The 22,067-nt window shown below is 58.2% G+C and carries 19 protein-coding genes; 9 read left to right on the top strand and 10 right to left on the bottom strand.

Annotated elements, in window-relative coordinates:
* Window positions 1-13: 13 nt before the first annotated feature.
* The 8 genes from pstA to ACU0FH_RS24040 form a co-directional block, all read right to left on the bottom strand.
* The gene (gene pstA / locus ACU0FH_RS24075; RefSeq protein ID WP_446197212.1) at window positions 14-1,372 is read right to left on the bottom strand and encodes a phosphate ABC transporter permease PstA; all 1,359 of its coding nucleotides are present in this window, start codon (window positions 1,370-1,372) and stop codon (window positions 14-16) included.
* Complete coding sequence (pstC, locus tag ACU0FH_RS24070) at window positions 1,369-2,847, bottom strand: phosphate ABC transporter permease subunit PstC (protein ID WP_446197211.1); 1,479 nt, start codon at window positions 2,845-2,847, stop codon at window positions 1,369-1,371. Before pstC ends, pstA begins: the two co-directional genes overlap by 4 nt.
* A gap of 76 nt (window positions 2,848-2,923) precedes the next feature.
* The gene (locus ACU0FH_RS24065) at window positions 2,924-3,964 is read right to left on the bottom strand and encodes a substrate-binding domain-containing protein (protein WP_446197210.1); all 1,041 of its coding nucleotides are present in this window, start codon (window positions 3,962-3,964) and stop codon (window positions 2,924-2,926) included.
* A gap of 276 nt (window positions 3,965-4,240) precedes the next feature.
* Window positions 4,241-5,272: an ATP-binding protein gene (locus tag ACU0FH_RS24060; RefSeq protein ID WP_446197209.1), complete on the bottom strand. Its 1,032-nt coding sequence runs from the start codon at window positions 5,270-5,272 to the stop codon at window positions 4,241-4,243.
* A 22-nt stretch (window positions 5,273-5,294) separates the two neighbouring features.
* Complete coding sequence (locus tag ACU0FH_RS24055; protein WP_446197208.1) at window positions 5,295-6,485, bottom strand: trans-sulfuration enzyme family protein; 1,191 nt, start codon at window positions 6,483-6,485, stop codon at window positions 5,295-5,297.
* Window positions 6,482-7,009 (bottom strand): gamma carbonic anhydrase family protein, encoded by a 528-nt coding sequence (locus ACU0FH_RS24050; RefSeq protein ID WP_446197207.1) that lies wholly within the window; start codon window positions 7,007-7,009, stop codon window positions 6,482-6,484. The genes ACU0FH_RS24055 and ACU0FH_RS24050 overlap by 4 nt, the downstream gene beginning before the upstream one ends.
* Entirely contained in the window at window positions 7,006-7,647 is a 642-nt protein-coding gene (gene gmk, locus ACU0FH_RS24045) for a guanylate kinase (protein ID WP_446197206.1), read from the bottom strand. The genes ACU0FH_RS24050 and gmk overlap by 4 nt, the downstream gene beginning before the upstream one ends.
* 21 nt (window positions 7,648-7,668) lie before the next feature.
* Window positions 7,669-8,568 (bottom strand): YicC/YloC family endoribonuclease, encoded by a 900-nt coding sequence (locus tag ACU0FH_RS24040; protein ID WP_446197205.1) that lies wholly within the window; start codon window positions 8,566-8,568, stop codon window positions 7,669-7,671.
* Window positions 8,569-8,892: 324 nt separating this feature from the next.
* Here ACU0FH_RS24040 and ACU0FH_RS24035 point away from each other — a divergent pair, with 324 nt between their 5' ends.
* A complete protein-coding gene (locus ACU0FH_RS24035; RefSeq protein WP_446197204.1) occupies window positions 8,893-9,561 on the top strand; it encodes a PAS domain-containing protein in 669 nt (222 codons plus the stop codon).
* Between the two features lie 133 nt (window positions 9,562-9,694).
* Window positions 9,695-10,165: a hypothetical protein gene (locus ACU0FH_RS24030; protein WP_446197203.1), complete on the top strand. Its 471-nt coding sequence runs from the start codon at window positions 9,695-9,697 to the stop codon at window positions 10,163-10,165.
* 42 nt (window positions 10,166-10,207) lie between these two features.
* On the opposite strand, the gene ACU0FH_RS24025 is transcribed toward ACU0FH_RS24030, so the two are convergent.
* Entirely contained in the window at window positions 10,208-11,578 is a 1,371-nt protein-coding gene (locus ACU0FH_RS24025) for a class II 3-deoxy-7-phosphoheptulonate synthase (protein ID WP_446197202.1), read from the bottom strand.
* Window positions 11,579-11,742: 164 nt separating this feature from the next.
* Between ACU0FH_RS24025 and ACU0FH_RS24020 the strand changes: the two genes are divergently transcribed.
* The 7 genes from ACU0FH_RS24020 to ACU0FH_RS23990 all read left to right on the top strand — a co-directional run bounded on the left by ACU0FH_RS24020 (window position 11,743) and on the right by ACU0FH_RS23990 (window position 20,315).
* Window positions 11,743-12,747, top strand: coding sequence for a GlxA family transcriptional regulator (locus ACU0FH_RS24020; RefSeq protein WP_238371365.1), 1,005 nt, complete (start codon window positions 11,743-11,745; stop codon window positions 12,745-12,747).
* Between the two features lie 158 nt (window positions 12,748-12,905).
* Entirely contained in the window at window positions 12,906-14,084 is a 1,179-nt protein-coding gene (locus tag ACU0FH_RS24015; protein WP_446197201.1) for an ABC transporter substrate-binding protein, read from the top strand.
* Window positions 14,085-14,203: 119 nt separating this feature from the next.
* Entirely contained in the window at window positions 14,204-14,986 is a 783-nt protein-coding gene (locus tag ACU0FH_RS24010; protein ID WP_446197200.1) for an ABC transporter ATP-binding protein, read from the top strand.
* Window positions 14,987-15,118: 132 nt separating this feature from the next.
* A complete protein-coding gene (locus tag ACU0FH_RS24005; protein ID WP_446197282.1) occupies window positions 15,119-15,946 on the top strand; it encodes an ABC transporter ATP-binding protein in 828 nt (275 codons plus the stop codon).
* A 95-nt stretch (window positions 15,947-16,041) separates the two neighbouring features.
* On the top strand, window positions 16,042-17,052 hold the full coding sequence (locus ACU0FH_RS24000) for a branched-chain amino acid ABC transporter permease (protein WP_238371368.1): 1,011 nt from the start codon (window positions 16,042-16,044) through the stop codon (window positions 17,050-17,052).
* Window positions 17,049-18,353 (top strand): branched-chain amino acid ABC transporter permease, encoded by a 1,305-nt coding sequence (locus tag ACU0FH_RS23995; protein ID WP_446197199.1) that lies wholly within the window; start codon window positions 17,049-17,051, stop codon window positions 18,351-18,353. Before ACU0FH_RS24000 ends, ACU0FH_RS23995 begins: the two co-directional genes overlap by 4 nt.
* A 162-nt stretch (window positions 18,354-18,515) precedes the next feature.
* Window positions 18,516-20,315 (top strand): transglycosylase domain-containing protein, encoded by a 1,800-nt coding sequence (locus tag ACU0FH_RS23990; RefSeq protein ID WP_446197198.1) that lies wholly within the window; start codon window positions 18,516-18,518, stop codon window positions 20,313-20,315.
* On the opposite strand, the gene ACU0FH_RS23985 is transcribed toward ACU0FH_RS23990, so the two are convergent.
* Window positions 20,312-21,850, bottom strand: coding sequence for a helicase HerA-like domain-containing protein (locus ACU0FH_RS23985; RefSeq protein ID WP_446197197.1), 1,539 nt, complete (start codon window positions 21,848-21,850; stop codon window positions 20,312-20,314). The genes ACU0FH_RS23990 and ACU0FH_RS23985 overlap by 4 nt on opposite strands.
* Between the last annotated feature and the right edge of the window lie 217 nt (window positions 21,851-22,067).

Genomic DNA, 22,067 nt, shown 5'->3' with positions numbered 1-22,067 from the left:
GTGTCTTCTCCCCTTACCAGCGGCGTTCAAAGCGGCGGCGTAGGATCACGGCCACTGTATTCATTGTAATCAGGAACAGCAGCAGGATGATGATGCCACCCCAGGCGCGTTCATAAAAGGCCGGGTCTGCGCGTTTCGCCCATTCGTAGATCTGCGCAGGCATGGCCGAGTTCGGCGACAGCAGGCCGCTTGCGACGCTGTCGGGGGCGTTCGAGGCGATGAATCCTACCATACCAATCAGCAGTAGTGGTGCCGTTTCGCCGAGCGCCTGCGCCAGTCCGATGATGGTACCTGTCAGGATACCCGGCGTGGCGAGCGGTAGCACATGGTGAAACACCGACTGCATTTTCGAGGCCCCGACACCAAGCGCCGCATCGCGGATCGAAGGCGGCACAGCCTTGAGCGAGGCCCGTGTTGAGATGATGATGGTCGGCAGTGTCATCAGGGTTAACACAAGTCCGCCGACAAGCGGTGCGGACATGGGCAGGTGCATGTAGTTGATGAACACGGCGAGACCGAGAATACCGAAGACGATGGAAGGAACAGCGGCGAGGTTCGAGATATTCACTTCGATGATATCGGTGATCCAGTTCTTCGGCGCAAATTCCTCGAGATAGATCGAGGCCGCGACACCGATGGGCAGCGCCAGTGCCAGCACCACCAGCATCATGAAGAGCGACCCCACCATTGCCACGCCGATCCCGGCAGATTCCGGTCTTTGGTCCGAGGCATCTGCCCCGGTGATGAAGCTGAGGTTAAAGGTCTTCTCGATGGACCCGCTTTCGACAAGCTGATCGACCACGTCGAGCTGTTCGACCGAGATGTTCTTGTCATTGGCGATAGAGTCGCGCGTTACGCGGCCCTTGAGATAGCCATCTACCCGGCTGCTGGCGAGAAATTCGAAATTGACTGTGGTCCCGATCGTTTCGGGATGGCGCAGCACAAAATCGCGCAGGGTTGCCGCGGCGCTCTTGGACAGGATGTCGCCCAGTTGCTTGCCAGAGAGTTCGGTCTGAACGTTCGCCGAAGCGATCTTGTCTTCCAGTGCCTGCGAGATCAGCGGCGAGTATCCGAAGGTAGAGACCTTGGAAATCTCTTCGATATCACGGTTACCGTTCTTGTCGAGCTTGTCTTCGAGCAGCTGGACGTCGAGCGTGATAAAGGTTTGCTGAAACGCGCCAGCGCCGTTGCGCACGATGGTGAACACCAAAACCAGCAGCATGAGCAGGCCGATGCCGATGGCAATCATACCGTACATCTGAAAGCGTTTCTCGGCCGCGTTGCGCTTGGCGGTACGGGCGTCCTGCGTGAGCAAAGTCCCGTGTTTCGGGCGGGGTACGCCGGCGGCGGGTGAATTGGTGAGGTCAGTCATTCGTACTGCTCCCGGTATTTGCGCACGATGTAGAGTGCCAAGATATTAAGGCCGAGCGTCAGGACGAAGAGCGTCAGGCCAAGGGCGAAAGCGACCAGCGTCTCGGGGCTTGCAAAATCGGTGTCACCGGTCAACTGGCTGACGATCCGGGTCGTGATGGTCGTCATCGATTCAAGCGGGTTGAGCGAGAACTTGGCGATCGCCCCTGCCCCCATGACCACAATCATGGTCTCACCGATGGCGCGCGAGGCGGCAAGAAGGATGGCACCGACGATCCCCGGTAGAGCGGCGGGCATGATGACCTGACGGACGGTTTCGGACTTGGTTGCGCCAAGACCGAGCGAGCCATCGCGCATCGCTTGCGGCACCGAGTTGATGATGTCATCGGAGAGTGAGGAGACGAATGGAATGAGCATGATGCCCATGACGACACCTGCGGTCAGAACCGATGTCGCGCCACTCATCCATTCGACGCCCAGCAGGCCCTGATCGCCGCGTCCAAAGACGTTGACCAGCATGGGTCCAACGGTAAGCAGTGCAAAGAGACCGTAAACGATAGTCGGGATGCCCGCGAGGATTTCAAGCAGCGGCTTGGCGATGGAGCGTACCGCATTGCTGGCATATTCCGAGAGGTAGATGGCGGCGAAGAGCCCGATGGGTACCGCGACAAGCAATGCGATGAACGAGATATATAGCGTGCCCCAAAGAAGTGGCAGGATCGAGAGGTCGCTGTCGCCGCGGAAGTTGGGAGACCACGTGCCGCCAAAGAAGAAATCGGTCCAGGGATGGAGCCGGAAGAAGTTCATCGTCTCGAACAGCATCGACAGAACGATGCCGATCGTTGTGAGAATGGCGAGGCTGGCGGCAATGATCAGCAGGCCCAAAACGCCGCGTTCGACCACGTTACGGGCGCGGAAATCCTTGTGGGTCCGGGTATAGGCAAGCGCGAGGCCGCCAATGGCGAGAAGCAGGACCACTACCGTCATCACCAGTGTGCCAGTGGAGCTTTTGCTCCGGTAGGACTGGGCCGCTGCGAGCACTTCGGGCGAAACGTCGGACCCAAGGGCGACGCCGATGCTGCCAAGTGTCGCGCGGATGTCGGATGTGTCCGTTGTAAGCGCGTTGACCTCGTCATTCGTCATGGCGCCACTGCTGACCGCGAGATCAAGGCCGTTGGCGACGCGGCGAACATCGCTCATCACGAGGCTGCGGTTGGAACCTTCGGCGATGATCTCATCCGGGATCATTTCGGAGACTGAGTTTTCGATCAGCATCGGTTGCGCGAGCAGCCAGACAGCCAGAACGGCAAGAGCGGGCACCAGTGCGGTCAGGGCGACGTTATAGCCGTAATAGCCCGGCAGGGAATGAAGATTGCGCGCATCTCCTCCGGCCGATTGGTAGGCCCGGGCCCGGCCGACGACAAAGCCGATCGCGGAAAGGGCAACAATGATTAGGAAAAGCCAGAGGACAGGCATGGCAGATGCTCCGTCAGGAATGTAGTGCCGGGAGGTGAAACCGGGACGCCGAAGCGCCCCGGTTCGAAGTCAGCAATCAGGAATTGCTGCCCATGGTTTCTTCGTTTGCAACGGCTTCTTGTGTGGTTGCCAGTTCCGGGTCTGCAACGAGGCCGTATTCGGCGAGCGGGCCGTCGGGGCCTGCAACTTCGTCAGCGACGAAGAATTCGGCGTATTCCTTCAGTCCCGGGATCACGCCGATGTGCGCTTTCTTCACGTAGAAGAACAGCGGGCGCGACACAGGGTATTCGCCGGTCGAGATGGTTTCGGTCGAGGGCTCGATGCCGGACATGGTCGCGACCTGAAGCTTGTCGGTGTTGTTCTCGTAGAACGCCAGACCAAAGACGCCGATGCCGTCCTTGTTGCTTTCGATACGGGCCAGAGTCTCGGTGTAGTCACCGTCGATATCAACTGACTTGCCGTCGGTGCGCAGGCTGATGCAGGCCTTTTCAGCGGCTTTCTTGTCGTCGCCATTGGCAGCCTTGATGACTTCGAAGTCACCGGATTCTTCGCAACCGGCAAGGATCACGTTTTCTTCGAAGACTTCGCGGGTGCCGTGCTTGGTGCCCGGGATGAAGGCCTGGATCGGCTGATCGGGCAGGCTCGAGTCGACTTCGGCCCAAGTGTTGTAGGGGTTGGCAACGAGTTCGCCGTCAACAACAACCTTGTCGGACAGGGCTTTGTACCACTGAACCGGGGTAAAGGCGAATTCTGCGCCGTTGATGTCCGAGGCAAAGACGATGCCGTCATAGCCGATGCGGACTTCGATGATGTCGGTAACGCCAGCAGCGGCGCAGGCTTCGATTTCCGAGTCCTTGATCTTGCGCGACGCGTTGGCGATATCGATGGTGTTTTCACCGACGCCTTCGCAGAAGCGCTTGAGACCAGCCGACGAGCCACCCGATTCCACGACCGGTGTTGGGAAGTCGAAGTTTTCGCCAAAGGCTTCGGCTACTATCGACGCGTAGGGAAGAACGGTGCTGGAACCGGCAACCTGAACCTGATCACGTGCGGCAGCTACAGTCGCCGACATCGCTACGATGGCCAGCCCGGATACGGTCATTCTTGCAAACGACATGGATTTCTCCTGGTTAGGAATGTTTGATCACCCCCATGATGATCTTGCCGTGCAGCTATCGGCTGCGCGCGATGCTTTTGTGACAGTCATGTAACAGCTATATGACAATGACGAAGTTTTCGAAAGAATTGGGGCGGAACGTGAGAGAACGGCGGGCGGTACCCGCGAAATTTTATCGGATGGTCAGGTGGTTAGGTCACGCGGGCGTTCCGGAAAAGAAGTGACCGCCCACGGTGTGGTTGGGTAGAATTTCCGTATTTGTAACGAGAAGAAGACTCAGAGCGGCAGAATCACCGTGAAAGTCGACCCCTTGCCCAGTTCGCTTTCGACGCGAAGACGCCCCCGGTGCCGATTCACGATATGCTTGACGATGGCCAGCCCGAGACCGGTGCCGCCGAGCATGCGGCTGCGGTGGCTGTCGGCCCGGTAAAAACGTTCGGTCAGGCGCGGCAGATGCATCGGATCGATGCCCGGGCCCTTGTCGATGACTTGAATCCGGACGGCGGGCGCCCGCAGAGCCGGGTCGCGCGGTGACGTTGCGAGCGTAATCTTCACCTCTCCGCCGGAGCCGCCATATTTCACGGCGTTTTCGATCAGGTTGGTAAAGACCTGCCGCAGCTGGTCTGGATCGCCCGGCACGAGGATCGCGGTATCGGGCGGTGTGTAACTGAAAGCGACATTGGCGGAATCGCCAAGCGGGCGCAGCGAATTCAGGACCGAGGAAATCTGGGCTGACAGATCCACCTGTTCGCGCGGGCGCATGCGCTCTTCACTTTCCACGCGGCTGAGCGAGAGCAGATCGCCGACGAGGCGGTTCATGCGCCCCGCTTCATCCTCCATGATGGCGAGGAACCGGTCCCTTGCGACGGGGTCATCGCTTGCCGCGCCGCGCAGGGTTTCGATGAACCCCATCAGGGCTGTCAACGGTGTGCGCAACTCGTGGCTGACATTGGCGACAAAATCGCGGCGCATCTGTCCGGCCTGTTCGAGATGAGTGACGTCCTGAAAGGTCAGCATCACATTGGGCGTCTGTTCGATGTTGCGGCACATCACGTCAAAGCTTGTATCCTGTGCCCCGTCGTTGGAGAGGTAGCGCACCGTTCGCGGGCGCCGGTCGCGCAGCGTATTTTCGATGGCTTCCGCAAGGTCCGGCTGGCGCAGGATCGTCGTGAAATGTCGTCCGATGATCTGCTGGCCAAGCAGCGTCAGTGCATCGGCGTTCGCCGTGGCGATGCGTTCATTTCGATCAACGACCAATGCAGGCAGCGGGATAGCCGACATCAGGTTCGCGATAGTCGTGTCCTGCATGATCCTGCGTCTTCCAGTCGGTCTAGTTGGCGTCTGGGACGGCCTGGGCCACCGCCTCGGTAAAGATCGACAAGAGCGCCTCCGGGTCTTCCAGGCCGACAGACACACGGAAGAACCCTTCGGAAAGGCCGAGCCCGGTCCGTTCTTCGGGCGTGAGGGCACGGTGCGACGACGACGCGGGATGTGAAAGGGTGGTGCCGACATCGCCAAGGGTCGGCGCGAAATTGAGCTGTGCTGCCGCCCGGGTAAAGGCATTGGCCGCGGCCCTGCCACCTTTCAACTCAAAACTGACCATGTTGCAGCCCTGCCCGCCGAGCAGATCCTTGGCACGACTCAGGTCAGGATGACCGGATTGCAGTGGGTAGAGAACACGCGCGACGCCGGGCAATTCCGCCAGCTTGTCCGCCAGACGTTTTGCAGTTTCCTGCGCTCTGTCGAAACGAAGCTCAAACGTCAGAAGTCCGCGTTCGGCCAGCCAGCAATCAAAGGGGCTGGGAGTCATGCCAGTGGTGATGGAAAACACTCGAAGTTTTTCGTTCAACGCCGGGTCACGGGCGACAACATAGCCGAGCATGACGTCGGAATGACCGGCCAGCAGCTTGGTGATCGAATGGATGACGATATCGGCGCCATGATCGAACGGCTGGAAACCGCGTGGCGTTGTAAAGGTATTGTCGACGACGAAGAGCAGCCCTTTTTCGCGGCAGAGCTCTGCGATGCCCTTGATGTCGGCGATACGCAGCGTGGGGTTCGAGACGACCTCGACAAGGATCATCCTTGTTTCGGGCCTGATCGCCCTACGCATGGAGTCGATATCGCAGGGATCTGCCAGCGAGGTCGCAATGCCGAGGCGCGGCAGGTCCTCTTTCATCATGCGCAGGGAACGCCCGTAGAGCTGATTGCCGCCGACGACATGGTCGCCGGTGTTGAGCAGTCCCAAAAGCACCGCACTGACCGCGCCCATGCCCGAGCCTGTCACGACGCCTCCCGAGGCGCCTTCCATCGCGTCGAGTCGTTTGGCGACAACATCCGCATTGGGGTGGCCTTCGCGCGAATAGGTATAACCGTGCACACGCCCTTCGTACTGGTCGTCCAGCGCATCCGGCGTTTCGCTGGCGTAGACGACGGAGGGCGACAACGGGGTCACGACAGGGTGGCTGGCGCTGTCCGGCAAGCCGACTGGGCGGATCAGCGATCCCTTGAAGTTCTTCATGTGGTGATGACCCTGAGTTCGTCGCGGAAACGACGCATGTTGTCCTGGTAGTGCATGGTGCCTGCGATCATTCGCTGGCGTGCTTTTTCGTCGATTTCGCGCACGACCTTGCCCGGCGATCCCATCACCAGTGAATTGTCGGGGATCTCCTTGTTCTCGGTGATCAGCGCCCCTGCCCCGATGAGACAGTTCTTGCCGATCCTGGCGCCATTCAGGATCGTCGCATTCATTCCGACCAGCGTATTATCACCGACAGTGCAGCCGTGCAGCATCACCTTGTGACCGATCGTGCAGTTCTTGCCTATGGTGAGCGGGAAACCGGCGTCGATATGCATGACGCAGTTTTCCTGCACATTGCTGCCTTCGCCGATCAGGATGATCTCGTGGTCGGCGCGGATCGTGGTTCCGAACCAGACGGAAGAGCCCTCTTCCATCACGACCTGCCCGATCAGGTTGGCGTCTGGGGCTACCCATGTATCCGGATGGATTTGCGGCGTGAGATCACCGAGCGCGTAAATTGTCATGCCAGTTCCTCGAATTCCGATTGAAGTTTTCGAACATGTTCCGTCAGTTCGGGCTGTTGCAACCGCCGCAGGCGGGTGGCCGCGACGATGGTCTTGAGCTGCGTTTCGGTTACATCCAGGTCATCATTGACCAGAACGAAGTCATACCCGTCCCAATGGCTGATTTCGTCCCAACTGCGCTGCATCCGGCGCGCGATCGTCGCGGCATCATCCTGACCACGCCCCTCAAGCCGCTTGCGCAGTTCGGGGATAGAAGGCGGCAGCAGGAAGATCGAGAGCGTATGCTGACCAAGCGCCGAATTGCGGATTTGCTGGGCTCCCTGCCAGTCGATGTCAAAGAGCACATCGCGACCCTGATCGATGGCGTGCTGAACCGGGCCACGGGGCGAGCCGTAAAAGTTTCCGAAGACATGCGCATGTTCCAGCATGTCGCCATTGGCCACCTGCGCCTTGAACTCGGGCTCGGTGACGAAATGGTAGTCCTTGCCGTCAACTTCGCCGGGGCGCGGAGCGCGGGTGGTCGAACTGACGGAGAAAGCGATTCCGGGGTCCCAGTCACGCATACGCCGGGCCAGCGTGGATTTGCCCGCCCCCGAAGGTGAACTGAGAATGATCAATAGGCCGCGACGGTCCGCCATGACGCAAATCTTCCTTATGATTTATTCGACGTTCTGGACTTGCTCGCGCAACTGGTCAATCACCGCTTTCATATCCAGACCGACGGTGGTCAGTTCCACTGACTGCGACTTGGAACAAATGGTGTTCACCTCCCGATTGAATTCCTGCGTCAGGAAATCGAGTTTTCGCCCAACGGGGCCGCCCGCGGCAATCAGATTCCGGCTTGCTTTTATGTGCGCACCCAGCCTGTCGATTTCTTCCGTCACATCGGCCTTGACCGCGATCAAGGCCAGTTCTTGCGCAACCCTGTCGGGATCGGCTTCACGGGCATGTTCCATGACCCGCGCGAGGTTCTGGGAGAGCGCGCGGGCAACTGCTTCGCGCCTTTCCCCGGCCAGTTGCGCTGCCTTGGCGGTGAGGTTTTCGATTTCGTCGAGCTGAGCCGAAAGAACCGAAACAAGCTGCTTCCCTTCGTTGCGGCGCATGTCTAGGAAACCGTCGAGCAATGACGGAAAGTCCTGCTTGAGCTTTGCCACCAGCGGAGCCGGAACACGATCCCCTGCCCCCGTTTCCAAGACACCGCGCAGGGCCAGAAGGTCACTGGCGCGGGAAGGAGCCAGCGTGACGCCACGTTCCAACGCTTCGTTTTCGAGAGTGGCGAGGGCGTCCAGCACATTGCTCATTGCGCTTTCGTTAAGGACCAGCGCGGTTTTTTCCTCGTCCCTGCCGATCCGCAGACTCAGCGTCACCGAACCTCGCGTGAGTACCTTGCCAAGCTCTGCGCGCAGGCTGGCTTCGAGCCCTTCGAGCCAGTCCGGTATCCTCAGGTTAAGGCTTAATCCCTTGGCATTGACGCTGCGCAGCTCCCACGCCCAGCTGAATGGCGCCATCTCTCCCCGTGCTGAGGAAAACCCGGTCATCGAATGCAAAGACTTGGCCATGTTCCTCCGGGCGCTATGTCAAAAGTTTCCGTGACCTAAAGCCATAGGGCCCTCTTGCACAACCCCGAAGACCGGCTCTTGAGCCCCGGGGTCCGGAGCACGGTCTGTTAACCAAGCAGCAAGGAATATGTCCAAAATGTAGCATATGTGTGGCATATTAAGGTTCTAGTAACTATTACTTCATTATTAATCGGTGTGTTGTGCTCTCAGACCTCTCAAGTGGCACCCACACCTCCGTCCCTGGAGATGAGGCCTGTGATTTCCGACCAGAATGCAAAGCGGAGCAACTCTGACAAAGTGATTAACTTCCAACGGTTTCGGAGCGTGAAAAGCGCGCCTGCCCTGCGCCAGGCCGAAGCTTATTGGACGGCACTTCGCGACGGAAACAGCATCCCGAGACGGACGCAGATCGATCCTCGTGGTCTTGAGAACCTGCTGGAATACGCTTTTATCATCGAAAGAATCGCGCCGGGCATTGCGCGGTTCCGACTAGCCGGCCAACATTTGACACAATTGATCGGGATGGAAGTGCGCGGCATGCCCATGTCGGCGCTGTTCACCTCGCGTTCCCGTCCGAATGTCGGCGCCGCGCTTGAGCAGGTTTTCGATACACCGGCCATCGTCGATCTGACGCTCCACAGCGAAGATCGCTTTGGCGGGCCGACTTTTTCCGCGCAGATGATCCTTTTGCCATTGATGAGCGATTACGGCGACGTCAGCCGCGCGCTTGGCGTTCTGGTCTCGGATGCCACCGACGTTTCGGATACGATCCGCTTTGATGTGACAGGCACGAATTTCCGCGCGGTATCGCATATTGAGCCATCGGACATCGAGGCAGCCGCCCCGTCTGTTTCAGAAAACAATTTGCCAGTGAAAAATTCAAACTCCTATGGGAACGGGTCGGAGCCAAAACCCAATCCCGGCTTCAACGAACCTGCCGAGCCGATGAAAGGCCGGGTTCCCTATCTGCGTCTGGTCAAGACGGACAGCTGAACCAAGAAAACACATCACAAGTGACGTCTAGCTTTACGTTGCGTCAATAAAGAGTCGTCACAGCGGCGCTAGCTGTTAACCTGTCAACGATGGAGGAATTTGGAATCATCGGCGCATGTCCAAGCAAATAGCAATGCTGTGGATTCTTGCGTTGGTCGCCTTGACCAGCGTGATGGTTGGCATCTTTTACCCACAGATCGACTATAGCGAATTTGCTCTTCTTACTGATGACCAGATAAAATTGTATCTCGAGGTGCAGAAAGACAATTTGCGTGACCTGGAGATGGTCACCGAAGAAGGTCCTTACATCGATGTAAAATCGCCGGTTGGATACCGGCTGAACTCGCCTTTGAGATTTGAGATCGACATTACGCCGCGCGAGGATGCGCCAGTGGATATGGCGACATTCCGGATCGCCTATCGGCTTGGTGACAACTGGCTAGATGTCACGCGTAAGATGCTGAAGCAGGGCGATGTTGAAGGTTCGAGAGTTAGCGTGCCAGGCGCGCTATTGCCGGTTGGCCAGCACGCGATGCGTTTCAAGGTAAGTGATTCCAAGAAGCGACAGAGCGAAACGACTGTCACGTTTTCAGTTGGTGAGTGAATGAGAAAAGGCGCGAAACCTGCGTTCCGCGCCTTTGTCTGATCAGCCTACGGCTTGCTTGAGCCGGCTGTTGCGAAGATTTGTCAGCTCTTCCGCAACAAGGAATGCCAGCTCAAGCGACTGGCTTGCATTCAGGCGTGGATCGCAGGCCGTGTGATAGCGATCCTGAAGGTTTTCGTCGGTGACCGCATGGACCCCGCCGGTGCATTCGGTCACGTCCTGACCGGTCATTTCAAAATGCACCCCACCCGGAACGGTGTTTTCGCTGGCATGAACGGCAAAGAACTCTCGCACTTCGCTGAGAACGGATTCGAACGGCCGCGTCTTGTAGCCGCTTGACGATTTGACCGTGTTGCCGTGCATCGGGTCGCAGACCCAGACAACATTCGCTCCGACTTCTTTCACGGTCTTGATCAGACGCGGAAGATGTTCGGAAACCTTCCCGGCACCAAAGCGGGAAATGAGCGTCAGACGGCCGGCCTCGTTGTTGGGATTCAGCTTGGCGAGGAGCAGCTTGAGGTCTTCGCTGGTCATGCTCGGGCCGCATTTGAGACCGATGGGGTTCAACACGCCGCGCAGGAATTCCACGTGTGCGCCGTCAGGCTGACGGGTGCGATCACCGATCCAGAGCATATGGCCCGAACCTGCAAGCCAGTTGCCAGAGGTAGAATCGAGCCGGGTCAGCGCCTCTTCGTATTCCAGCAGCAGACCTTCGTGGCTGGTATAGAAATCCACCGATTGCAGGGTGTGCGCCGTATCCTGATTGACGCCAGCGGCTTTCATGAAATCGAGCGTGTCGGTGATGCGGTTTGCCATCTCGCGATAGCGCTCAGCCTTGCGACCTTCGGTAAAGCCAAGAGTCCAGGAATGGACCTGGTGAACGTCGGCATAGCCACCGGTCGAAAAAGCGCGCAATAGGTTCAGGGTCGCTGCGGCCTGGGTATAGGCCTGCAGCATCCGCCGTGGATCGGGAATCCGGCTCTCCGACGTGAATGCGAGATCGTTGATGATGTCGCCGCGATAGCTTGGAAGTTCGACGCCATCCACCTGTTCAGTCGGCGCGCTGCGCGGTTTGGCGAACTGGCCTGCCATGCGGCCGAGCTTGATCACCGGCACCTTGGCTCCGTATGTCAGTACCATTGCCATCTGCAGCATGACCTTGAACGTGTCGCGGATGCCGTCCGCGCTGAATTGTTCAAAGCTTTCGGCGCAATCGCCGCCCTGCAATAGAAATGCGTTGCCTTTGGCAGCTTCGCCAAGCTGCGCCTTGAGACGGCGTGCTTCACCGGCAAAGACCAGCGGTGGATATTTAGAAAGCTGGGTCTCGGTTGCGGACAGCGCGGCCGCGTCGGTATAATCGGGCATCTGTACCCGCGGTTTCGCGCGCCAGTTCGTTTTATGCCAATCGCCCATGATCCGGGTCTCCCATCTCAATCCTTAGGCGGGCTATATACAAAACCACACCTCCGGTGGCCATATATGAATTTCGTCCTCTTGACGTTGGCTTTATGCTCTGCCCATTGTGATGTTTCGTCGCTGTTGGGCAAGCGGACGCTAGCGAACAAAGGACCCGCGCCATGCAAGAACAACGTCAAGTTGTCGAGGTGCTCTCAGAGAACACCGAACCCCGCCAGTTTGTATTCGTGCTGCTGGAGAAATTTTCCATGCTGAGCTTTGCCTCGGCGATAGAAAGTTTGCGCATTGCCAACAGGATGGCCGACAAGCCGCTTTACACCTGGACGCTGCTAAGCGAGACCGGCGGACCGGTAAAAAGTTCGTCGAATACAGAGTTCAACGTCGATGGCGATCTTGGCGATCTGACACGGGATGCGGTGATCCTGCTTTGCGGTGGTATGGATATTCAAGCCGCCACAACCAAACGTCTGCTTGGGTGGATTCGGCGCGAGTCGCGCCGTGGCAGCATGGTCGGCGGGCTGTGCACGGCCGCCTTTTCGCTTGCTAAGGCGGGTTTGCTGGATTCGAAACGGGCCACGATTCACTGGGAGAACGCGGACAGCTTTGCCGAGGAGTTCGACGAGGTGAACCTGACCAAGTCGGTATTCGTCATCGACGGCAACCGGATGACCACGGCAGGCGGCACATCCTCGATCGACCTGATGCTGAAACTGATTGCGGACGAACACGGCGAGGATCTCGCCAATGCCGTTGCCGATCAGTTGATTTATTCCTCGATACGCACCGATCAGGATACCCAGCGTCTTTCGGTACCGACGCGGATCGGCGTGCGCCATCCGAAACTGAGCCAAGTCATCCAGATGATGGAAGCCAATATCGAGGAACCGATCAGCCCATCCTTGCTGGCCAAGGAAGTCGGCATGTCGACACGTCAACTTGAGCGGCTGTTCCGACGCTATCTGAACCGCTCACCCAAACGCTATTACATGGAGTTACGGCTACAGAAGGCACGCAACTTGTTGATGCAGACGGATATGAGTGTGATCAACGTGGCGCTTGCCTGTGGCTTTGCATCGCCGTCGCATTTCTCCAAATGCTACCGTGCGCATTACGATACAACGCCTTACCGCGAACGTGGCAGCCACGCGGCCCGCTTGTCGATCTGAGAATATCGTGGCGCTAATTGCTGTTTTGATCCGCATTTGCAAGCTCATGCATCCCGGAACAAGTCGTTTCGGATGACGCTGCGCCAAGAGACTTTTCTTTTTATTTCGCCTTGCCTAGGGTCTTTCGTGAACATCATGTTCCAACAAGGGAGTTAAATATGAAAAAGCTGCTTTTGGCGAGCGCTGCCTCGATTCTGACGGCGAGCGGCGTATACGCTGAAGACGTGAAGATCGGCATTCTGGTCGGCTTTACCGGTCCGATTGAATCGCTGGCAGAACCGATGGCCAAGGGTGCCGAACTTGCGATGAAGGAAGTTTCCGACAGCGGCGCCTTTATGGACGGTTCGACGGTAACACCGATGCGGGCTGATTCCGGTTGTATCGACAACGGTCTTGCCACGTCCAACGCCGAACGTCTGCTGGCCGACGGTATCAGCGCCCTGATCGGTGCGGACTGCTCCGGTGTGACCGGCGCCGTTCTGCAGAACGTGGCTATTCCGAACGGCATGGTCATGATCTCGCCTTCGGCAACGTCTCCGGGCCTGTCGACCGTCGAAGACAACGATCTGTTCTTCCGCACGGCCCCCTCGGATGCGCGTGAAGGTCAGGTCATGGCCGAAATCCTCATGGATCGCGGCATCGACTCCATCGCTCTTACCTATACCAACAACGACTATGGCAAGGGTCTGGCCGACGCGATCGAGAGCGAGTTCAAAAAGGCTGGCGGCGAAGTAACAATCGTCACCGCGCATGAAGACGGCAAGGCCGACTACTCGGCTGAAGTCGGTGCGCTGGCCTCGGCTGGTGGCGACATCCTCGTTGTTGCCGGCTACCTTGATCAGGGCGGTCTGGGCATCATCCGCTCGTCGCTCGACTCGGGGGCGTTCGATACTTTTGGACTGCCCGGCGGTATGATCGGTGACAGCCTGCCCAAGAACGTTGGTTCTGACCTTGATGGCTCATTCGGCCAGATTGCCGGTTCGGGCGGCGAAGGGATTGAAAAGCTGAAGTCCATGGCGGGCGATGATTTCGACGCGACTTCGCCCTATACACCGGAAAGCTACGACGCTGCGGCCCTGTTCATGTTCGCCATGCAGGCGGCAGGTTCGACCGATCCGGCAGAGTATGGTCCGAAGATCATGGAAGTCGCAAACGCGCCCGGCGAGAAAATCTATCCCGGCGATCTCGCCAAGGGTCTTAAGATAATCGCAGAGGGCGGTGACGTCGATTACGTCGGTGCATCGGCTGTCGAACTGATTGGACCGGGCGAGAGCGCGGGCAGCTATCGCGAGATCGAAGTTCAGGGTGGCGAGAACACTACCGTGAAATTCCGCTGATCAAGTGACGTGACACTGGCGCCCGGCCGGCTTCGGCCGGGTTGCCCAATTAACAAAAGAATCGCCAGAGAGCGGTTCGCTAACAACAGGACCGCGCCAAAGCGGTTCGAGGGGGTGCAATGATCGTCGTAGAAGACGTGCACAAGCATTTTGGGGGCTTTCACGCGGTCGACGGTGCCTCGCTGACCATCGCGGAAGGCTCGATCACTGGGCTGATCGGTCCGAACGGGGCCGGGAAAACCACCCTCTTCAACGTGATTGCAGGCGTGCTGACGCCGACATCGGGCAAGGTGACGATGGCGGGTGAAGACATCACCGGCCTGCCGCCTCACGATTTATTCCACATGGGTCTGTTGCGCACCTTCCAGATTGCGCATGAATTTTCGTCGATGAGCTGTCGCGAGAACCTCATGATGGTGCCCGGAGGACAGTCGGGAGAGTCGCTTTGGAACACCTGGTTCGGGCGCAAACGCATTGCAGATGAAGAGCGCGCGCTGGCGGCTAAAGCGGATGAGGTACTGGAGTTTCTGACAATCGAACACCTCGCCGAGCAGAAAGCCGGCCAGATTTCCGGTGGTCAGAAAAAACTGCTGGAATTGGGACGCACGATGATGGTCGACGCGCGGATCGTCTTTCTCGACGAAGTTGGCGCAGGTGTGAACCGGACGCTGCTCAATACCATTGGCGACGCAATTCTGCGACTGAACAAGGAACGCGGATACACCTTTGTCGTCATCGAACATGATATGGATTTTATCGGACGTCTTTGCGATCCGGTGATCTGCATGGCAGAAGGCCGGGTGCTGGCAGAGGGAACCCTGGATGAGATCAAGGCGAATGAGCAAGTCATCGAAGCCTATCTGGGAACCGGACTGAAGAACAAGAACAAGGTTGGCGCGTGATGAAGCGGGAAACCATCTATCGCGTGTCCGCAGGTTTCGCCTCGGCAGACGGGGGGGCAGCCCCCCGGGCCATCGCCGAGGCGATGACCTCCCCCCGGAGTATTTTCGGCAAAAGGAAAAGGGGGTATGCCGGTGGCCGGTAATCCTTATCAGGACGATCGTGGAAACAAGGACCGCTCTATCGCCAACCCGCAGGGCGGGGGTGAAATCGCGCATCGCAAGAGCGGTAAGGCCCGCCCGTCTGAAACCGGAGCTGCCTTTCTGATCGGCGATGCGATGACCGGCGGGTATGGCAAGGGCCCCGATATTCTTCACGACTGTACTATCGCCGTGAATCAAGGCGAGATTGCCGTGATTGTCGGGCCGAATGGCGCGGGGAAATCGACGGCGATGAAAGCCGTTTTCGGCATGCTTGATCTGCGCAAGGGATCGGTCCGGCTGGACGGGCAGGATATAAGCGATCTCAGCCCGCAGGATCGCGTGGTTCAGGGCATGGGGTTCGTGCCGCAGACCAACAACATATTCACCTCGATGACGGTCGAGGAGAACCTCGAGATGGGCGCATTCATACGCCGCGACGATTTTCGCGAGACGATGGCTCAGGTGTATGACCTTTTCCCGATCCTCAAGGAGAAACGTCGCCAACCGGCCGGGGAACTATCGGGTGGGCAGCGGCAGCAGGTCGCCGTCGGGCGTGCTTTGATGACGAAACCGAAGGTTTTGATGCTGGATGAACCGACCGCCGGTGTCAGCCCTATCGTGATGGATGAGCTTTTTGACAGGATCATCGAGGTTGCGCGAACCGGTATTCCGATTCTGATGGTCGAACAGAACGCGCGTCAGGCGCTGGAGATCGCGGACAAGGGATTTGTCCTGGTGCAGGGGCGCAATGCCTATAGCGGTACGGGCCGCGATCTGCTGAATGATCCGGAAGTCCGCAAAAGTTTTCTGGGCGGATGATACGGATATGAAAATCGAGATCGTTCACGCTGTGGCGACGCCCGTATTGGCATCGCATGAAAAAGATCGGTTGATCAAGGGAAACGGGTGCTGACATGGATTTTCTGAACGCGTTCGTCGCCCTTTCCAACTACGTGTTGATCCCCGGTATCGCCTATGGAAGTCAGCTGGCGCTTGGCGCGCTGGGGGTGACTCTGATCTACGGTATTCTCCGGTTCTCGAACTTTGCCCATGGGGATACGATGGCTTTCGGCGCCATGGTCACCATCCTGGTGACATGGTGGATGCAGGCGCAGGGGATCAGTTTTGGCGTCCTGCCAACAGCGCTTTTGGCGCTGCCTTTCGGGATCCTGGGGACCATGGTGTTGCTGGTGGTGACTGATCGGGTCGTCTATCGGTTCTACAGGCAGCAAAAAGCCAAACCGGTGATCCTTGTCATCGTTTCCCTTGGCGTGATGTTCATCATGAACGGGATCGTGCGTTTCATCATCGGTCCTGACGATCAGAACTTTGCCGATGGTGAGCGGTTCATCATTTCGGCCCGGGATTTCAAGGCATGGTCAGGGCTGGACGAAGGGCTGGCCTTGCGCACGTCGCAGGGGATCACGGTCATTACCGCTGTCGTGGTGGTCGTCGCGCTTTTCTGGTTTCTTAACAAGACGCGGACCGGGAAATCGATGCGGGCCTATTCAGACAACGAAGATCTTGCCCTGCTGTCTGGGATCAATCCAGAACGGGTGGTGACCTATACATGGCTGATCATCGCTGCCCTGACGACCGTGGCAGGGGTGCTATATGGGCTGGACAAGTCCTTTAAACCGTTCACCTATTTCCAGCTTCTTTTGCCGATCTTTGCGGCTGCCATCGTGGGTGGACTTGGCAGCCCGGTGGGGGCCATCGCCGGCGGTTTTGTGATCGCCTTTTCAGAAGTCACGATCACCTACGCGTGGAAAAAAGTGCTTGGTTACCTGATGCCCGAAGGGCTGGAACCGGACGGGTTGGTGCAGCTTTTGAGTACCGATTACAAGTTCGCCGTATCCTTTGTCATCCTGCTGATCGTGCTGCTTTTCAAACCAACCGGCCTGTTCAAGGGGAAATCGGTATGAGCGAACCCGTCAAGAACACCCTGCTTTTCCTGGTGGTCGCCGTTCTGATCGCTATTGCCGGTTTCATGCAAAGCTGGAACACGGCTCTGCTGATCCTCAACATGGGGCTGGTGTCTGCCATCATGGCAATTGGTGTCAATCTGCAATGGGGCTTTGCAGGTCTGTTCAATGTCGGCGTGATGGGTTTCGTTGCGCTTGGCGGGCTGGCGGCTGTTCTCGTTTCCATGCCCCCCGATCCTGATGCCTGGCAGGCCGGCGGGGTGCGTGTGCTCATCGGGCTGGCACTTGGGGCTGCCACGATCATTGGCGCCGTCCTTGTCTATTCCCGCGTCAAGAAAGGTCCGTTGCGGGCGGTTGGCATCATTGCGATCCTTGTGGGCGGATTTTTCATTTTCCGCGGCGTTCTGGACCCGGGTGTCGATGCCGTCGAGAGTGTGAACCCTGCCCTGTCCGGGTATCTCGGTGGGCTGGGGCTTCCTGTTATCCTCTCTTGGCCCATCGGCGGTTTGCTGGCTGGAGGCGTTGCCTGGCTTATTGGCAAGACGGCGCTGGGCCTGCGGTCGGATTATCTTGCGATCGCGACGCTGGGCATTGCTGAGATCATCATTGCCGTGCTCAAGAATGAGGACTGGCTGAGCCGGGGCGTGAAGAACGTGGTCGGTATTCCCCGGCCCGTGCCTTACGAGATAGACCTGCAAAACGATCCTGATTTCGTATCGAGCGCAGCCGGTTGGGGGCTGGACCCGGTCGAGGCATCGACGCTTTATGTCAAATTGGCCTATGCCGGGCTGTTTCTTGTCGTCTTGCTTGTGATCCTGTGGATGACGCAGATGGCTTTGAAGAGCCCTTGGGGCCGCATGATGCGGGCAATCCGGGACAATGAAGTCGCGGCCGAAGCGATGGGCAAGGACGTGACCCGTCGGCATCTGCAAATCTTCGTGCTTGGCAGTGCCGTTTGCGGGCTTGCCGGGGCCATGCTGACAACGCTGGACGGGCAGTTGACGCCGGGTACTTATCAGCCGCTCCGGTTTACCTTTCTGGTCTGGGTCATGGTGATCGTCGGTGGATCGGGCAACAACTTTGGCGCGGTTCTGGGAGGGTTCCTGATCTGGTTCCTGTGGGTCGAAGTCGAACCGATCGGGGTCTACCTGATGGAGACCATTACATCGGGAATGGCGGAAGGCTCTGCGCTCAAGTCTCATCTGATGGGGAGCGCGGCGCATATGCGGCTGTTTACAATGGGTCTTGTTCTGTTGCTGGTACTGCGCTTTAGCCCTAGGGGTCTGATCCCCGAGAAATAGGGGATCAGCGCCGGACGCGGCACCGGTTTGACATTTGCGCGGGAAACGCGTCAATCAGGGTGGTGTCGCCCGTCCAGTCCGAGTTGTTTATTGTCTTCTGAGCCTGAAAGTCCGATCCAGTCGATCACCCCGGAAGAACGGCGCTCAGGTTTCTGGCGAAGCTTGAAGCGGCTTTTTCGGGTTGGTATTGCGACGGTCCTCTTTGCCCTGATCCTTGGGTGGTTGTTCGTTCTCTTCCCTGTGGAAAAGCGCGTATTCAAAGCCGCGCTGACGCAACCGCTAGTGAATTTCCGCAAAACCGATGATCAATTGCAGTTCATTTCCTGCATTTGCGGATCGACCTTGCGTCCTGACGAAGTCCCCGACAGCGTCGCCAACGCCCTGATCGCAACCGAAGACCGCAGGTTCTATCAACATTTCGGCATCGATTTCCTAAGCTTCGGCAAAGCCGTGCTTAGTGGCGGCAATCGGGGTGGTTCGACGCTTGAGATGCAATTGGCGAAGAACACGCTGAACGGTGCATCCCCCAGTGCGCTGCGTAAGTACGCCGAATTGTTCTTCGCAACCCGGATCAGTCTTTCTTACAAGAAAAAAGACATATTGCGCCTTTACCTGAGCCGGGTGAATTTTGGACGGCTGAACGGAGTGCCGATATTTGGGTTGCGAGACGCGGCCTATGCCTATTTCAACGTAGCGCCCGAACGGCTGAACGTCGCCCAAGCGGCTATACTTGTCGGCATGATCAATGCGCCGAGCTTGTATAACCCTATCAACAATCCGAAGTCCTCGACCCAACGCGCCGCACTCGTCCTGCGGCGCATGGAGACCGAAGGCTTTGTCGATAATGCCGAGGCGGTGAAACTTTCCGCCGCCCTGCCCCGATCCATCGGGCGTTTGCCCCGTCGCGACCGGTATCTGGAAGATCAAGTGATGCGGGAGTTGCGCGACCTTGCAGAGCCTCTGCCCGACGGGCTCCATTTCGCGATCACGACAATCGATCCAATTGCGCAAGAGCAGGCGCGGCGCGTGGTCGCCCGGAATATACAGGGTTATCGCAATCAGGGAGTCGCCCGCGCCGGGCTGATTTCCGTCGACAGCAAAGGTCGCGTTCTGGCGATGCTCGGCGGGCTTGATTACCGCGCCTCAAACTGGAACCTCGCCATGCAGGCAGAGCGTCAGGCCGCGTCGACAGCCAAGATCGCGACATACGTGGCCGCGATAGAATCTGGCTGGGGGCCCGATGCGACGCTGAAAGACAACCCGGATGACATCGAGGCCGATTTCGTTCCCCGAAACGTGGACCGGCGCTATGTCGGGGACATCCCATTGCGTGATTGCATTAGCCAGAGCCGGAATGTCTGCACCATGTGGCTTGCCGAACAAGTCGGGTTCGACGCCGTGGCAGAGGTGGCAGAGCGGATCGGGATTACACAAACGCGGATGCCGGGATCGGCAATTGTTCTGGGCGCTGCCGAAACGACCCTTGCCCGAAACGCAGGTGCTTATCTTGCAGTGTCCAATGGCGGAGAGCACTACGAACCACATGTGCTACGCGCGGTGTTGGGGCAGTATGGCAAGGTGCTTTACCGCGATTCAACGGCCCCCGAACGCGTCATGACACTGGTCACCGCAGAACGGATGAAACAGCTTTTGGGCGGTGTTACGGCGGACGGCGCGACGGGTGATACCGCACAGTTCGAAGGCGGACGGGCTTATGGCAAGACAGGCACGAGCCAGGAAAATCGCGACGCGTGGTTCGTCGGCTTCACCGACCAAGGAATCGTCACCGCGGTCTGGGTTGGACCGCCGGAGGGGAGACTGATGCGCAACGTCGCCGGTGGCCAACTACCGGCCGAGATATTTTCAGATTACAACGTCAACCTTGTCGAGCGGTTTCAGGGTTATGTCGGGCAGCTTCCATACGATCCGGCCAGTTTCTGGCGTGACGTTAATGTCCCTTAACGACCCCTGAACAAGCCACCCAGTATCCCACGTACGATCCGTCGACCGGTTGTCCCTTTGAGTTCCTTGATGACGGCCTCGGTCATCGCGGATCCGAATGTATCCCCACCGCTGCGGCGCGACGTGGATCGCGTCACTCGCGTACCGCTATACCGGCGACCGGCGTTGTATTCACGGACGGCGGGCTCAGCCTGTTCTGCCTTCTGCTCGGCTTCTTCGGCGGCTTGTGCCGCTTTTTCCGAGCGAGCAGCCAGCATTTCGAAAGCTGACCGACGGTCGAGCGTTGTGTCGTATTTGCCCGCCATGTCCGAAGCGGCAAGTATTTCGCGGCGTTCCTTGTCGCTGATCGGACCGAGTTGAGACCCCGGTGGCCGGATCAAAGTGCGTTCGACTATTCCGGGAACGCCCTTGTCCATGAGCATGGATGTTACGGCTTCGCCGACACCAACTTCGCGAATAGCTTGCTCGGTCGAGAACCGTGGGTTTGACCGATAGGTTTCCGCTGCAAGGCGAAGGTTCTTTTGGTCGCGCGCCGTGAAAGCCCGGAGGGCGTGCTGAATACGGTTTCCAAGTTGGCCAAGAATATCCTCCGGAATATCGGCAGGACTTTGTGTGACGAAATAAACTCCGACGCCTTTGGAGCGGATCAGGCGGGCAACCTGTTCCACCTTGTCGACGAGCGCCTTGGGTGCTCCGTCGAAAAGCAGGTGCGCTTCGTCGAAGAAAAAAACCAGCTTGGGTCTGTCAGGGTCACCGACTTCTGGCAATTCCTCGAACAATTCGCTTAGTAGCCAAAGGAGAAAGGTGGCATAGAGGCTAGGGGCGGCCATCAGTTTGTCAGCAGCGAGGATGTTTACAATCCCCCTGCCTGACGCGTCGCAGCGCATCAGGTCGGACAGTTCAAGCGCCGGTTCGCCGAAGAGTTTCGTGCCGCCCTGGTTATCGAGTACGAGCAGGCGACGTTGAATGGCGCCAATCGACGAAACGGAGACATTCCCATAACGCAGCGAAAGTTTGTCCCGGTTTTCTCCGATCCAGACCAGAAGCGCCTGAAGATCCTTAAGATCGAGCAGCGGCAGGCCGTCTTCGTCGGCCACCCGGAACGCGATGTTCAGAATACCCTCCTGCGCCTCGGTCAGATCGAGCAGCCGGGCCAGCAACAAAGGCCCCATTTCAGCGACAGTCGTTCTGACTGGATGTCCCATTTCTCCATAGAGGTCCCAGAACGTGACCGGCACGGCGTTGTAGGCGAATTCCTGAAAGCCAATCGTTTCGGCTCGTTTGATGAAAGCTTCGTGTAGCTTGCTTTCGGCGGATCCCGGCTTGGAGAGACCGGACAGGTCCCCCTTTACATCTGAGAGGAATACGGGAACTCCTTTGGCACTGAAGCCTTCCGCCAGAATTTGCAAAGTGACCGTCTTGCCAGTTCCTGTTGCCCCGGCCACGAGCCCGTGGCGGTTGGCGTATTTGAGCGTCAAACCCTGATGCTCGGCGTAGTCGATCCCGCCGCCGCCCACGAAAATCTGTTCTGCCATTGGTAGTCACCGTCTCTGATGCGCGTCGCGTTTCAAACGAACATACAGAGTTAACTCCCTAGGGCGATACCGGAAATCGCTTGAATTCGTGCATGGAGCGGTTGTCAGGAGAAGGCATAAAGCCCCTTTGGGAAGACATAAGCCCGGTTTTTAGCATATCGGGCCATGTGATCGTGACACGGCCCTGCATCACATAGTTTTTTAGCTTGGGCTGTTG

The organism is Heliomarina sp. (assembly GCF_052826185.1).
The sequence above is the reverse complement of the archived record's forward strand: the minus strand, read 5'-3'. Positions and strand labels throughout refer to the sequence as shown.